General features: G+C 67.1%; 12 protein-coding genes. 3 read left to right on the top strand and 9 right to left on the bottom strand.

The window, feature by feature from the left end; genetic code table 11:
• Positions 1-188: 188 nt before the first annotated feature.
• The 3 genes from OG804_RS24565 to OG804_RS24555 all read left to right on the top strand — a co-directional run bounded on the left by OG804_RS24565 (position 189) and on the right by OG804_RS24555 (position 1,970).
• The gene (locus OG804_RS24565) at positions 189-824 is read left to right on the top strand and encodes a class I SAM-dependent methyltransferase (protein ID WP_328390301.1); all 636 of its coding nucleotides are present in this window, start codon (positions 189-191) and stop codon (positions 822-824) included.
• A gap of 281 nt (positions 825-1,105) precedes the next feature.
• A complete protein-coding gene (locus OG804_RS24560; protein ID WP_328390299.1) occupies positions 1,106-1,576 on the top strand; it encodes a hypothetical protein in 471 nt (156 codons plus the stop codon).
• The gene (locus OG804_RS24555; protein WP_328390297.1) at positions 1,569-1,970 is read left to right on the top strand and encodes a hypothetical protein; all 402 of its coding nucleotides are present in this window, start codon (positions 1,569-1,571) and stop codon (positions 1,968-1,970) included. The genes OG804_RS24560 and OG804_RS24555 overlap by 8 nt, the downstream gene beginning before the upstream one ends.
• A 190-nt stretch (positions 1,971-2,160) precedes the next feature.
• Here OG804_RS24555 and OG804_RS24550 read toward each other — a convergent pair whose 3' ends face one another.
• The 9 genes from OG804_RS24550 to OG804_RS24510 all read right to left on the bottom strand — a co-directional run bounded on the left by OG804_RS24550 (position 2,161) and on the right by OG804_RS24510 (position 13,534).
• Positions 2,161-3,723, bottom strand: coding sequence for an FAD-dependent monooxygenase (locus OG804_RS24550; RefSeq protein WP_328390295.1), 1,563 nt, complete (start codon positions 3,721-3,723; stop codon positions 2,161-2,163).
• Positions 3,724-4,232: 509 nt separating this feature from the next.
• Positions 4,233-6,572 carry an arylsulfatase gene (locus OG804_RS24545; protein ID WP_328390293.1) on the bottom strand — a complete coding sequence of 780 codons (2,340 nt, stop codon included), beginning with the start codon at positions 6,570-6,572 and terminating at the stop codon, positions 4,233-4,235.
• Positions 6,573-6,611: 39 nt separating this feature from the next.
• On the bottom strand, positions 6,612-7,517 hold the full coding sequence (locus OG804_RS24540; RefSeq protein WP_328390291.1) for a formylglycine-generating enzyme family protein: 906 nt from the start codon (positions 7,515-7,517) through the stop codon (positions 6,612-6,614).
• Between the two features lie 203 nt (positions 7,518-7,720).
• Positions 7,721-8,209, bottom strand: coding sequence for a hypothetical protein (locus tag OG804_RS24535; protein WP_328390289.1), 489 nt, complete (start codon positions 8,207-8,209; stop codon positions 7,721-7,723).
• Positions 8,206-9,480: a DUF58 domain-containing protein gene (locus tag OG804_RS24530; protein WP_328390287.1), complete on the bottom strand. Its 1,275-nt coding sequence runs from the start codon at positions 9,478-9,480 to the stop codon at positions 8,206-8,208. Before OG804_RS24530 ends, OG804_RS24535 begins: the two co-directional genes overlap by 4 nt.
• A complete protein-coding gene (locus OG804_RS24525; protein WP_328390285.1) occupies positions 9,477-10,439 on the bottom strand; it encodes an AAA family ATPase in 963 nt (320 codons plus the stop codon). The genes OG804_RS24530 and OG804_RS24525 overlap by 4 nt, the downstream gene beginning before the upstream one ends.
• Before the next feature lie 28 nt (positions 10,440-10,467).
• Positions 10,468-10,962 carry a hypothetical protein gene (locus OG804_RS24520; protein WP_328390283.1) on the bottom strand — a complete coding sequence of 165 codons (495 nt, stop codon included), beginning with the start codon at positions 10,960-10,962 and terminating at the stop codon, positions 10,468-10,470.
• On the bottom strand, positions 10,959-12,047 hold the full coding sequence (locus tag OG804_RS24515; RefSeq protein WP_328390280.1) for a DUF4129 domain-containing protein: 1,089 nt from the start codon (positions 12,045-12,047) through the stop codon (positions 10,959-10,961). Before OG804_RS24515 ends, OG804_RS24520 begins: the two co-directional genes overlap by 4 nt.
• Before the next feature lie 293 nt (positions 12,048-12,340).
• Positions 12,341-13,534, bottom strand: coding sequence for a lipid-transfer protein (locus OG804_RS24510; RefSeq protein ID WP_328390278.1), 1,194 nt, complete (start codon positions 13,532-13,534; stop codon positions 12,341-12,343).
• Positions 13,535-13,567: the final 33 nt, after the last annotated feature.

The raw sequence follows: 13,567 nt of genomic DNA, 5'->3' as shown, positions 1-13,567 counted from the left end.
CTTCTCGACAGTGCGCCACGCAGCCTTCCAGTGCGATCGTCCGGGTCTGCGACGAAACGCCGCCTACCGGACACGACTCGTTCGTCCGGTCTTCCGGCATCGATTCCGGTCGATCTACGTGCAACGATGAGGTAGATCAGGTTCGAGACACGGAGGTGGAGGCGTTGCCCGAGCAGCCCACGGGACCTATGAGCGATCCATTCGACGGCCGGCGACCGACCGCCCATGAGCGTCTCAGCGGACAGCCTTGGGACGCCTCGTATTCCGACGGCCCGGCACCCTGGGATATCGGCCGCCCACAACCGGCGGTCCTACGAGTGGCCGCCGAAGGCGGTTTCACCGGGAGCGTGCTCGACGCGGGCTGCGGAACCGGAGAGAACGCCTTGCACATCGCCGCGCTGGGATTACCGGTGCTGGGTTTCGATGTGGCGGAGACGGCGCTGGCCATGGCCCGCGAAAAGGCCGCCGACCGGGGTGTCGAGGCCGAATTCATCGCCGCCGACGCTCTCGCGCTGGCAGACCTGGGCCGCACCTTCGACACAGTGCTGGACTGCGGCCTCTTCCACACCTTCGACCGCGACGAACGCCCCGGCTACCTGACGAGTCTGGCCTCGGTCACCCACCCCGGGACGACCCTCTACCTCCTGTGCTTCAGCGACGACGCCCCCGACATCGGACCGCACCCCGTCAGCCTGGAGGAATTGAACGCGGAATTCAGCCCGTCCACCGGTTGGAATATCGCCGCCGTCGAACCGGACCGGATCGAAACAAGATTCCACGACCACGGCGCCCCGGCCTGGTTCGCGACAATCGACCGGGTATAGAAACAGGTCGGGGCGCAGCGTCATTCGAGGGTCAAGGATCGGATTCCGGGTAGCCGGGGCTCCGGCCGTCAATCGGTGAAGCAGTTGGCGAAACGACTATTCGGAGGTTCGACCCGCTGTGTCGATGACGAGGTGGTCTCGGCCGACTGAGCCGACGGGGTGTTGGGTGAGACCTGACCTGACAATCGCCTGCTCGATCGTGTCGATTCGCAGGTGCATCGCACCGATCCGCCCGGCAAGCAGCCGTGACAGATATGCCATAATTTCGCTAGTATTATGGCATGACCATGTTTCAGGTGAGCGACCTAGCGGGAGCCCGACGCCGCGAGTTCCTCGACGAAGCGAAGCGCTCATCGGCCTCATTACGCGATACCGATGGCTCGGTGCTCATCATGTTCGAGGCTCAGCGGATCGCCGCCTTGCGCGAAGCGGCCGCCACCATCACTCAGCTCTTCTCGGCCGAAGCCGTACTCGCCCGCACCGATGCACCAACACCGGTGGAACTGGGCGGGCTGGCATGGCTGTCGGAATTCGACCCCGACGACCGGGCGGAGGCGCTGGCCGAGATTCGAAATGCCGTGGTCCTCACTGTGACGTCCGAGGATCCCCACCCTCTGCGAGAAGTGCTGCATGCGTGGGCGACCACTGCTTCGGTGATGCGCGATCCCATGCGACGGGCCGTGCACATCGCCCCGGCCGACGAGTCCGATTACACCGAGGTAGATGCCCCCCAGCAGAGAACTGATGGCTGATCACGACCCGCTGCCCGGTGCATACCGGCCGTTCGTCGCGGCCCGCGCACCCGGTGGCCGACCGCCCACGAAGCCGGCCTATCGAGTTCTGGTGCACAGACAATATCTCGATGCCTGGAACGGTCTGGCCGATCGTGTCGGGATCACCTCGGCCCAGCAGTTCTGGGTACACGTCGCGTCGACGCCGGGAACTCCGCCCGCCGTCGGAAACTCAACTGTGCTCCGCGGTAAGAATCACGGCCCGAAGTGGGAGGGGTACTCGCGCACCATCCACTACGAGATCAGCGGAGCAGGACGGATCGACTACCAGTACTGCAACTCCACAAGGGAAGGGGATCACGGCGATCCCCACCCCGTCGTCAAGATACTCACGATCGATCTGGGGAGTCACTGAGGCCGCGCCCGCCGGCGAATGGTTCGACTGCCCGAGCTGTGCTCGTCGCATCGCCTGCCACCGGCGGGAACAGAATTGTCTCCGGTCCCGTCGGCGAGTTGCGAGGCTGCCATCGGCAAGTTCGGGTCAGCAGCCCGTGCGCCCCGGACGATCAGCGCTCATGCCTCGCGAGTGATTACTCGGCGGCCGGTCACCCGATTCGATCGGCGGCGAGCACTGTTGCTTTCGAAGGTGCGCCGAACCAACTGGAAAGGGCATCGCGTAGCGTGACCAAGGCGGTCTCGACGGGTTCGTCGGCGGTCACGGCCCAAGCGATATGGGCGTCCGGGCGGATCAGCACGGCATCGGCCGTGGGGTGCTCGGTTTCCGCGGAGACGATGTCGATGCGACCCTCCCACTCCCGAACGACCGCACGCAGTTCCGGCCGGTCGGCCAGATTCAGGAACACCGGCCGCGCAGCGTGCATGAGTTCCGCGACGCTGGTGAACCCCTCCTCGGTACGCAGCGCGAGGTCGGGGGCGAAGGCGCCGATCAGCGGATGCCGGTCGGCGCCCGGCAGCGGATAGCGAATATCGGCGCCGGAGATCATGGCACCGATGCGGCGGGCCGGTTGTTCGTCGGCGAGCAGTTCCTGGAACACCTGCCGGAGTGCGTCGGCGGCCGGGTCCAGGCTACGCCGCAACGCGACTTGGGCGCGGGTCTGCAACAGTGCCCGAGAACCCGCGAAATGCCGTTCTGCGTGATAGCTGTCCAGCAGCCCGGGCGGCGCCCAACCCTGGATTTCGCCCGCCAGTTTCCAGGCGAGGTTCACCGCGTCGAGCATGCCCGCGTTGAGACCCACACCCGTGCTGGGAAGCAGGTGGGCCGCGTCGCCCGCGATCAGCACCCGGCCGTCCCGGTAACGCTCCACGTGCCGGTCCTTGAAGGTGAAGCGCGTCAACCTCAGAGGGTCTCCCAACGGAATGTCAGAACCGAGTACCCGGCGAACACTGTCCTGGAACTCGGTCAGGGTCATCGGAGTCGCGTCGTCGAATTCGGTGGACTCGTCCTCGGTGACGGAGAACATCAGCACTCCGGAAGTGACCGACCCGAACCCGAAGACACCGCGCTCGGACCTGATGAAACCGGTGCCGATCCGGCCCATTCCGGGGATATCGATCTCGCCGTTGTCGAGCACGGTCACCGACTCGTGCGCGGTGACCACGGCGAGCCGGTTGATCTCCGGATACGTGGTGCCGGGGAACGGTATTCCCGCCATATCGCGCACCGGGCTACGGCCGCCGTCACAGGCCACCAGATACCGCGCGGTCGCCCGGTACGGGCCGTCCGGTCCGTGCACCTGCACGGTTGCCGCCGCCTCGTCCTGGTCGACCCCGACCACCTCGTGTCCACGGCGCACATCGGCGCCGAGCTCACCGACGTACTCGTCGAGGATGCGCTCGAGTCGCGTCTGCGGAAGCGGCAGCCCCTCGAGCGGTGAGTCCGTCAGCTGTGTGAGGTCCACATGTATGCCGCCGAACGGAAAACGCGCGGGCGGGATCGGGTCGGTGGTGGCCGCCTCGCATCGCTCCAGCAGGCCCCGGTAGCGCAGCAGGTGCAGGATCTGCCCGCCCAGGCCCATGGCTTTCTGGGTCTCCCGGGGCTGCGCGTGCTTCTCCAGGACCAGCGGTCGCACACCTGCCAGACGCAGTTCCGCGGCCAGCATCAGGCCGGTGGGTCCCGCGCCCGCAATGATGACATCGGCGTCCGTCACCGGTCGCTCCTCCCGCAGTTCTCCGTCATTTCCTCGCACACCCGGGTGGCCGACGACTTCACGCACTAGCAACTCCAGTTTCCGCAGGTGATGGCTTCGGCTAGCGAGTATGCGGCACCACCCGGGTCTTGCCGCAAGCCCCGGGGTGCGCTATATCTTGAAAGCGGGAGACCGACGGACTCCCATTCTTGTCGACCATTCGGAGTGGTCCACTTCGACACGAAGCCCGGTCCTCGGCCACGCCACCGCCTCATTCACCCAGGTCGAACCACCTCCAGCAGCAATCGCGACAAGAACAGACCGCCCGCGTCGACGGGCGGACTGCTCAGATCGTCGGCACGCCCTGTTCCCGGCCGAGTACGCGACCTGGTCAAGGTTCGCGGTGGTACCCGGCCGGCCGAGCGCGGACTGGGCGGGCCGGCTGGAGCTGGGCGAGTCGTCGGGTCGACGACGCAAAGGCGCGCTTCGTAGTCGCCGCCGAAATCGCGGGCTCGGGTCGGCCGTGTGGGTCAGTCGCGTTGGTGGATGGCGGCGAATTCGCGTTCGTAGTCCAGGGATACGTCTTCGCCCGCGGTGATCACGACGCTGGCGACGGTGGCGCCGGTGAGTGGGAAGGGGCCGGTGTAGTCGGAGCTGACGGCTTGGCCGCGGTCGCGGCCGATGTTGGAGCCTTCGCCGGTGAGGGAGAAGTACCCGGGTTGGACTTTGATGGTGGCGTCGGCGACGGTGTCGTCGTCGATATGGAGAACGGCGGTGCCGGTGGGTGAGGGTCCGTCGACGCCGGTCTTGGTGAAGTCCATGCCGACGACGACCAGCCCGGTCGGTAAGGGGGTGGGTGCGATGAGTTTTTGTTCGAGTTCGCCGAGCCAGTTGTAGGTGTAGTGCAGGACGCCGTCGAGGAGGTAGAGCGTGTGGCCGCCGAAACGGCCGCCACTGGCGAAGATGACGCCGTGGGATCCAGGGTCGGTGACGGTGAGCGAGGCGGTGACGGCGAAGGAGCGGCCGACGATCGGGAAGGACCGTTCGGGCACTTCGGAGGCGCCGGGGAACAGTTCCATGCGACCCGCTTTGCCGGCGACGCTGGGTTGATCCAGTTCCGCGAGATCGGCGGCGGTGCGGTCGTCGAGGGGATATCCGTGGTATTTCCCGGCTTCTTGTTCCCAGAGTTGCTGAAGCTCGGCGAGGAGTTCGGGTTTCTCCTGAGCGAGGTCGTGTAACTGGTTGCGGTCTCGTTCGAGGTGGTAGAGGCACCAGGTGTCCTGGTCGAAATGCGACCAGCCGCTGGGCGCCGGGGGGTGGACGGCGTTGGCGTGCCAGCCGTCACGCCAGATCGCGCGGGTGCCGAAGATCGAATAGAACTGGGAATGTTTCGGCGAGGGCGCGGTCGGGTCGTGCAGGATCGCGGCCATGCTGACGCCTTCGATCCGGGTTTGCGGCACCGACCGCACCGTGTCGGGCGCGGTGATGCCGAGCAGGTCGTAGAGGGTGGGGACGAGGTCCATGGCGTGCAGGTACTGGTCGCGGGTCTCCCCGCGCGCTTTCAGGCCGCGCGGCCAGGACATGATCATCGGATCGGCGGTGCCGCCCTCCCAAGCAGCGTTGATCTTGTACATCTTGAACGGGGTGTTGAACGCCATCGCCCACCCGTTCGAGAAGTGTGGGTGAGTGGTCTCGCCGCCGAGCTCGTCGAGGACTTTCAGATTCTCCTGGATGCTCTCGGGAACCCCGTTGTACCAGCGGTTCTCATTGACGGAACCGGCTTGTCCGCCTTCGGCGGAGCAGCCGTTGTCCGATAGCGCCACGATCACGGTGTTGTCGAGTTGGCCGGTGTGTTCCAGGTAGTCGAGTATTCGTCCGATCTGGGCGTCGGTGTAGGAGGCGAATCCGGCGTACACCTCGGCTTGCCGGACGAACAGTCTGCGTTCGTCCTCGGTGAGTTCGTCCCAGGGCCTGACGATATCGGAGATCGGCCACGGAGCGCCGTCCGCGCTGGTCTCGTGGGCCAGCGGGTTGATGTCGGGCAGCTGCAGCGAGTCCGGGACCAGGCCGAGTTGTTTCTGCCGCGCGAGTACGGTTTCGCGATACCGTTCGTAGCCGTCGTCGAAGCGGCCGCGATATCGGTCGGCCCATTCCCGGAACACATGGTGGGGGGCGTGGCAGGCGCCGGGACAGAAGTACATCATCCACGGTTTGCCCGGCGCGGTCGCACTGGAATCGGCCAGGAAATCGATCGCGCGGTCGGCCAGATCACGGGACAGGTGATAGCCCTGCGCGGGCGTGGTGGCCGGGTCGATCTGGTGGTTGTCGTACCACAGATCCGGATACCACTGGTCGGTCAGGCCGCCGAGGAATCCGTAGAAGCGATCGAATCCGCGCTGCAGCGGCCAGGTCCGTTTCGAGGCGCCCATCGACATCTCGGTCGCCGGGGACAGATGCCATTTCCCCACGGCCATGGTGTTGTACCCCTGTTCGCGCAGGACCTCGGAGATGAAGCCGTTCTCCGGCGGGATGAGGCACGAGGTGTTGGGGAACCCGTCGGCGAATTCACCGACCACGGTCATTCCGTTGGTCCCGGCGCTGCGCCCGGTCAGCAGGCACGACCGGGTCGGTGAGCACAGGGCCGTGGTGTGGAACTGGGAGAAGGTGATCCCGGCCTCGGCGATACGCCGCATATTCGGCATCTCGATCAGCCCACCGAACACGTCCCAGGACCCGTATCCCATGTCGTCCCACACGATGTACAGCACATTCGGCGCCCCCGCCCGCGCGGCGGGTTCCACATAGGGCGTCCAGTCCGGAACGGAATCCCGGACGTCGTGGGCGATCTTCCCGGAGAACGACGCGGCCATGACCATCTCCCAACTCGTAGTCGCTGCGAACAGTGCTGATCAATCGGGTACGACACAGCGGAATCCGAGGTGACACGTCGCGGTGTCCTCGGCTTGCCCTTGCCGGGCGGCGGGCCGGTAGCGCAGGCAGTAATTCGGTGCACACAGGTAGGAACCGCCCTTGATCACCCGCCGTGGATGCCGTTCCCCGGCCTCGACCGGTGGTGGACCGTCCCGACGCTGCGCGTCATTCGGCGCGCAGCACGATCCCCCGCTGCCGTGGTCGGCACGGAAGTAGCCGGTGGTCCACTCCCACACATTTCCGGTCATGTCGAACAGGCCGTAACCGTTGGGCGGATAGCTGCCGACCTTGGTGGTGGCAGGCTGGTCGGTCTGGCCTCGTCCGGGCAGGAACTGCCACGGAAACTGCCCGACCCAGGTGTTGGCCATCCGCCGCCCCTTGGGCTCGAACTCCGCACCCCAGCTGAACGTCGCGCCGGCCAGGCCGCCACGGGCGCCGAATTCCCACTGTGCCTCGCTGGGCAACGCCTTACCCGCCCATGCCGCGTAGGTGGCGGCGTCTTCGTAGGCGACCTGGATCACCGGATGGTGATCGCGGCCGTTCAGATCGCTGCCCGGCCCGTGCGGATTCCGCCAGTTCGCGCCCGGCACATACGCCCACCAGCGCCGCCAATCCTCCAACGGAACCGGACCACGACTGCGCCGGAAGACCAGCCCACCGGGAACCAGATCCGCGGCCCGGGCGCCGGGGAAATCACCCGGATCGAGTTCACGCTCCGCCACAGTCACATAACCGGTGTCCCGGACGAACCGGCCGAACACGGCGTTGGTCACCGGATGCGCATCGATCCAGAACGGCTCCACCGACACCGGCCGCACCGGCCGCTCCTCCGGGAAGAAATCCGAAGCACCCATCGCGAACTGCCCACCCGGCATTCGAACCATGTTCTTGTGCGTCCGCACCGCCGAACAGCCCGCCATACCCGCAACCTCCGCGATCGGCCGCAATCCGGCGCCGATCCATCTCCGTCGACGTTTCCAGTGGGTTCTGCGCGGGATTCTTCTGCATCGACGGCTCGATCCGAGGTAGGCGAGGCCGTGCGCACACTGCGCAACCCGGAATCCGATCCACGTATGGCCGGGGGTTGTTACGCCCCGGATGTCCGAGTGGCCTGGTCTTGGTGTGCGAGGTCCGGCCCTGCCGGTGTCGGACGCCGCCGGGTCGCGGTGATGCTGTAGGTCAGGATCGACGACAGCAGGATCACCAGCACCGGCGCCACCACCGGCGCCCACGCCAACCGCACCGGCAGCAAGGCCGCCCCACTGGCCGCCATGGTCCACAGCACCGCGCCCACCACCGACGGCAGCGTGGTCGGGACGACCCCGCGGGGCGCCGTCACGGTCGCGATATTGAGCAGATAGGTGGTGGCCACCAACCCCGCCGCGGCCGCCGCGACGAGTCCGGTATCCGAGAGCGCGAGAACGCCGATCACCAGCAGTACCGCGCCGACGGCCGCCCAGCGCCACCACCAGCCGACCACTACCAGCACGATCGCGGCCGGGGCCGCCCACGGCTGGATCAGCGCGACCAGGAGTACGAGCAGCGTTCCAGCGAGATGCGCGAGGAATTTGATCATCGGCGCACCCGGCTCATCCGGCGGTGCTGCGGCAGCAGCCGCATCGTCTGGTCCAGGCGGGCGTCATCGGCCCAGTGCACGATATCCACACCGACCGTGCTCATATCGCGGTACATCGACATCCGCTCCAACTGCCACATCTTCTCCATGGTGGGGTCGAGATCACCGGCGAAGGGGCTGCCGCGCAGCACATCCACGGCCACCACCACGTGCCCGCGTTTGCGCAGATCGATCAACGCGAGAGCGAACTGGGTGTCCAGCAGGGTGCTGAACGCGACGATGATCGCGCCGAGCGGGACCGCGGCGTAGGGCGCCAAGGTCCCGGTCGTGGGTATGTACTCGTCGCCCACATCGAGCACGGTGTCGACGATGCGATAGAACTGCCGGCGGCCGATATCGGGGCGCAGCCAGCGCGGCGACCGGCCCAAACAGACCACCGCGGTGCGGTCTCCGGCCTGCAGCGTCGACTGCACCACCTGCGCCGCACCGCGCACCGACAGTTCCAGCGCGTCGGTGGCCGGACCGGGCGCCTGCTGGGAGGTATCGACCAGCACGACCACGTCCGCGGATCGGTTGGTCAAGCGTTCGGTCACGTACAGCCGGCCCCGGCGGGCGCTCACCTGCCAGTTCACGGTGCGCAACTGGTCGCCGGGGGCGTAGGGGCGGATATCGGCGTATTCCACACCCGGACCGTGCCGGCGGGTGAGGTGCACGCCGAGGCGTTCGGGGAGTTCGGTGCGCGGCAGCCGCATCCGCTGCGGATCGGTGACCGGATAGACGTAGATCTCCCCGGCGGGCAGGGTCGCGGTGGCCAACGCCATTCCGGCGGGGCTCAACGCCTTGACCCGCACGGAGATCGGATAGCGACCCCACCGCGTCGCCGACACCGTCAACCGCAGTCCGGCCGGCGCCGAACCGGAATCCGCCGATTCCTCGACCGTGACCGTCATACCGTCGACCGCGACCGGTTTGCAGCGCAGCAATGCCTGCCCCTGATCCACGAATGCGGCGATGGTGACGGTGACCTGCTCGTTCTCGAAACAGCGCTGGGTTCCGCCGCCGTCCACCTGGATCCGGGTGCGCGACACCTGCCAGGGTGCGCTGGCCAGCACGCCGAGCATGGGCGCCGCGAACACCACCAGCTGCCAGCTGCCCGCGATCACCGCGCCCAGCAGTGCGACCGCCGACGCGATGGCCAGCAGATAGGTGAGCGGGGCGGGGCGCCAGCGCAGGCGGGCCTCCACCGTGGCACTGGCGTCGCGGTGTCTCATTGCGTGGCGGCGCGGGGAACCGGGAGGCGGCGCAGGAGTTCGCTGATCACGTCCTCGCCGCGGATGCGCCGCACCCACATCTCCGGCCGCAGGGTGATCCGGTGCGACATCGCGGGAATCGCGAGCGCCTTCACGTCTTCGGGAACCACGAAGTCGCGGCCGTTGAGCAGGGCGCGGGCGCGGGCCATCTGCACCAGGTCCAGTTCCGAACGCGGGCTCGCGCCGACCTCCACCTGCGCGTGGGCGCGCGTGGCGCTCGCCAGTGCCACCACATAGCCGACGACATCCGGGTGCACCGAGACGAATTCGACGGAATGCCGCATTTCCAGCAGCCCTTTGGCGTCGACCACCTGGTTCACGCGCGGCGATACCGCACCGCGTTCGAGGCGGCGGCGGATCATCTGGGTTTCGTCCTGTTCGGACAGGTAACCCAGTCGCAGCTGGATCGCGAAACGGTCCAGCTGCGCTTCGGGCAGCGGATAGGTGCCTTCGTATTCGATGGGGTTGTCGGTGGCGAGTACGACGAACGGTTGTGGCAGCGGGAAGGTCTCGCCGTCGATGCTCACCTGACCCTCTGCCATCGCCTCGAGCAGCGCCGCCTGCGTTTTCGGCGGGGTGCGGTTCACCTCGTCGGCGAGCAGCATATGGGTGAACACCGGGCCCCGGCGGAAAGTGAACCGGCCGGTGGACATGTCGTAGATCGTGGAGCCGAGCAGATCCGCCGGCAGCAGATCCGGGGTGAACTGCACCCGGGTGAAGTCCAGCCCGAGGGCGGCCGCGAACGACCGGGCGATCAGCGTTTTGCCCAGCCCGGGCAGATCCTCGATGAGCACATGGCCGCCGGCCAGGATCGCGATCATGATGAGCTGTAGCTCTTCGCGTTTGCCGACGACGACCCGGGAGACCTCCCGGAGCACGGCTTCGGTGCGTTGGACGGTCGCGTCCAAGGGCATGGTCATGTCATTTCTCGCAATGCGTCGACCCGTTTCACATTCTCTGAAGGCGGCTCAGGATCTCGTCGAGAGCCGCGCGGCCCGGCGCGGACGTGTTCTGGTCACGCAGCGCCGAGTCGGCCGGGTCCACCCAGCGCCATAGGTCGGCGCCGAACAAATGGACTCCGGCGCTTTCCAGCGCCCGCCGGTTCTTGCTGACCCGCAGGCCGGCGGACAGTTGGAACTCTTTGGCCAGCAGCGGGCGCAGATGCCGATCCCAATCGGCGCGGCTGCCGTCGGCACGGTCGACGAGCATTTCGGCGCGGGCATGCCAATGGCGCAGCATTTCGGCGGGCCCGTTCTCCATGACGTCGGCCGGTTCCTTTTCCCTCTTCTCCGGGCGCAGCAGCACCCAGACGAAGCAGCACAGTGCGACGGCGACCGGCAGCCCGGCCGCGATCAGCATCAAATCCCGGACTCGCAGGTAGGCGACGGCTTCCAGTCCGGCGACCGCGATGATCGCGGCGGCGACGATCCAGGGTCTGCTCATATCGACCTCGTCACGTCGGGCGAATCGCTGCTCAGCGGCGCGGCGGGCGGATATCCAGCGTCCATGGCGGCCGTCACAGCCGGATTCGGCGGCGCGGTCTGCTGCAGGTCGGAGAGCACCACGCGCAGCAATTGTTCGGCCCGCATCCGCTGCCAGGCCATCATGGAGTGCGGGCTGAACCGGGCTTCTTCGAACAGCGCCACCAGTTCCCGGGCCGAAGCGTCCTGCAGCGCTCCGTGCTCGAATGCCCGCGCGAGCACTTCCATCGGGGTGTCGGAGGCCAGCGGCGCCAGGCCGCGCGCGAAGATCAACCCGCGTTCCATCGCGACATAGCAGGCGATGATCGCGGTCCGCGGGTCCTGACCGGGCGCGTTCATCGCGGCCAGACCCATCTCGGCGGCCTTGACCAACGAATCGGTGTCCGGGGGCAGCGGCTCGCCGCCGGCCGCCGCGGCGTCTTCGGCGGCCTCGGCGCGTTCGCGGCGCTGCTGGGTGTTGACGGTGACGACGGCCAGACCGGTTACCGCGACCGCGACCAGAGTTCCGGCGGCGGCCGTGGCCAGGATCAACCCGGTGCCGGTGAGTACCGGCTCGTCCTCGTCGACACCGGGTGGTGTGGCCGGACGCGGAACATACCGGGAATCGCCGGGTGGGGCGGGCGGCACCTGCTCGGTGGTGCGCTGGAAACCGATGAAATAGATGGCGAAGGAGATCGCCGCGAGTACTCCGGCGACGGCCAGCAGGAAAAGTACGACCAGCCCGAAGCGGCCGAGCCGCCAGTGCAGTTCGTGTTCGTCGGAGTCGAGGTCGGGCAGGGCCAGCGGCAGCCGGTGCTGGCTGGCGATGACCCCGGCCAGCAGCACCACGATCGAGACGGTGAGCAGTACCGGCATCAGCGCGACGGTGAGAGCGGAGGAGGTGCCCTCGGCGGTGTCCTCGGTGTTCTCCGGCATTCCCGGGATATGACCGCGCAGGGCGATGACAGCGCAGAACAACAGCGCGAACACCGCCACAATGCGCGCGATCAGCGCCCGCGACCCGGCCAACCCGATACCTCGAACCTGCTCACTGCCAAGAACAGCCACATGTTTACATGCCGGACGGCCGGTCCGTTAGCGTTTCGACAATATGAAATGACGAGTTTTCCACTTTTTTCAGCCCCTTGTCGGCAAACCTACTGCCCATTGCGCAATCGACAGTTATATCTTGTTACCGACTGTGAATAGTCACAACCCTCACGGACACAGCAATCGATTCCCGGCGGCCGGCATCCGGCGCTCAGCTCGGACGACGAGCATCCGCCGCGCCGAACCCGGAAAATCGGGTACGGCGCGGCGGTGTCGACAGCGGTTGACGGAGGGCCCGGTGGCGAGCCGGGTCAGGCGGCTCGGTCCGCGCTCAGCACCAGCCCCGATGTCGGGACCCCGGTACCGGCTGTGACCAGCACGTTCTCCACCTTCTCGACCTGATTCACCGAGGTTCCGCGCAACTGGCGCACCCCCTCGGCAATCCCGTTCATTCCGTGGATGTACGCCTCACCCAGCTGACCGCCGTGGGTATTGATCGGTAGTTTCCCACCGATTTCGATCGCCCCGTCGGCAATGAAATCCTTCGCCTCGCCACGCGGGCAGAAACCGAGTTCCTCCAACTGCATGAGGACGAACGGCGTGAAGTGGTCGTACAGAATTGTGGCCTGCACATCATCGGGTCGCAAACCGCTCTGCGCCCACAACTGATCGCCGACCAGACCCATTTCCGGAAGCCCGGTCAACGCGTCCCGGTAATAGCTGGTCATCACGTATTGGTCGGCCCCGCTACCCTGCGCCGCGGCGGTGATGACGGCCGGGGCGTTGGGCAGATCCCGTGCCCGCTCGGCACTGGTCACGACGATCGCGACACCGCCGTCGGATTCCTGGCAGCAGTCCAGCAGATGCAGCGGTTCGGCGATCCACCGCGAATTCTGGTGATCCTCCAGGGTGATCGGCTTGTTGTAGAAAAAGGCGTTCGGATTCACCGCGGCGTGCTTGCGGTCGGCGACCGCGACCCGGCCGAAATCGGCGCTGGTCGCGCCGTACACGTGCATATACCGCCGGGCGACCATCGCCACCTGCGCCGCGGGGGTGCCCAGGCCGTGCGGATACGACCAGCCGGCGTCGATTCCCGAGGAGGTCGGCGCCGCGGCCAGCGAGGTCGAGAACTGGCCGAACCGGGAGACCGAACGCTCGTTGAAGGCCCGGTAGGCCACGACCACATCGGCGACTCCGGTCGCCACCGCCATCGCCGCCTGCTGCACGGTGGCGCAGGCCGCGCCGCCGCCGTACCCGATATGGCTGAAGAACTTCAGCTGCGGGATCCCGACGGCACGCGCCACCGCGACCTGCATATTGGTGTCCATCGTGAAGGTGGTCAGCCCGTCGACGTCGGCGGGGGTGAGCCCGGCGTCCGCGAGGGCGGCGGTGACCGCCTCGGCCGCCAGACGCAGTTCGCTGCGGCCGGACTCCTTGGAGAAGTCGGTGGCGCCGATTCCCGCGATGGCGGCCCGGCCGGACAGTGGATGTTCAGGAGTAGTCATACGGACCTCATTCCGCGGGCTGGGACAGGACTC

It is taken from the genome of Nocardia sp. NBC_00416 (assembly GCF_036032445.1).
Lineage (GTDB): Bacteria > Actinomycetota > Actinomycetes > Mycobacteriales > Mycobacteriaceae > Nocardia.
Note: the sequence above shows the minus strand (reverse complement) of the source record. Positions and strands in the feature narration are given on the sequence as shown.

Bases quoted from the DNA above. Each gene is read 5' to 3' on its own strand.
- OG804_RS24530 (WP_328390287.1), bottom strand. From the start codon at position 9,480: ATGAGACACCGCGACGCCAGTGCCACGGTGGAGGCCCGCCTGCGCTGG.
- OG804_RS24555 (WP_328390297.1), top strand. From the start codon at position 1,569: ATGGCTGATCACGACCCGCTGCCCGGTGCATACCGGCCGTTCGTCGCG.
- OG804_RS24510 (WP_328390278.1), bottom strand. From the start codon at position 13,534: ATGACTACTCCTGAACATCCACTGTCCGGCCGGGCCGCCATCGCGGGA.
- OG804_RS24540 (WP_328390291.1), bottom strand. From the start codon at position 7,517: ATGGTTCGAATGCCGGGTGGGCAGTTCGCGATGGGTGCTTCGGATTTC.
- OG804_RS24525 (WP_328390285.1), bottom strand. From the start codon at position 10,439: ATGACCATGCCCTTGGACGCGACCGTCCAACGCACCGAAGCCGTGCTC.
- OG804_RS24535 (WP_328390289.1), bottom strand. From the start codon at position 8,209: ATGATCAAATTCCTCGCGCATCTCGCTGGAACGCTGCTCGTACTCCTG.
- OG804_RS24560 (WP_328390299.1), top strand. From the start codon at position 1,106: ATGACCATGTTTCAGGTGAGCGACCTAGCGGGAGCCCGACGCCGCGAG.
- OG804_RS24520 (WP_328390283.1), bottom strand. From the start codon at position 10,962: ATGAGCAGACCCTGGATCGTCGCCGCCGCGATCATCGCGGTCGCCGGA.
- OG804_RS24565 (WP_328390301.1), top strand. From the start codon at position 189: ATGAGCGATCCATTCGACGGCCGGCGACCGACCGCCCATGAGCGTCTC.
- OG804_RS24545 (WP_328390293.1), bottom strand. From the start codon at position 6,572: ATGGCCGCGTCGTTCTCCGGGAAGATCGCCCACGACGTCCGGGATTCC.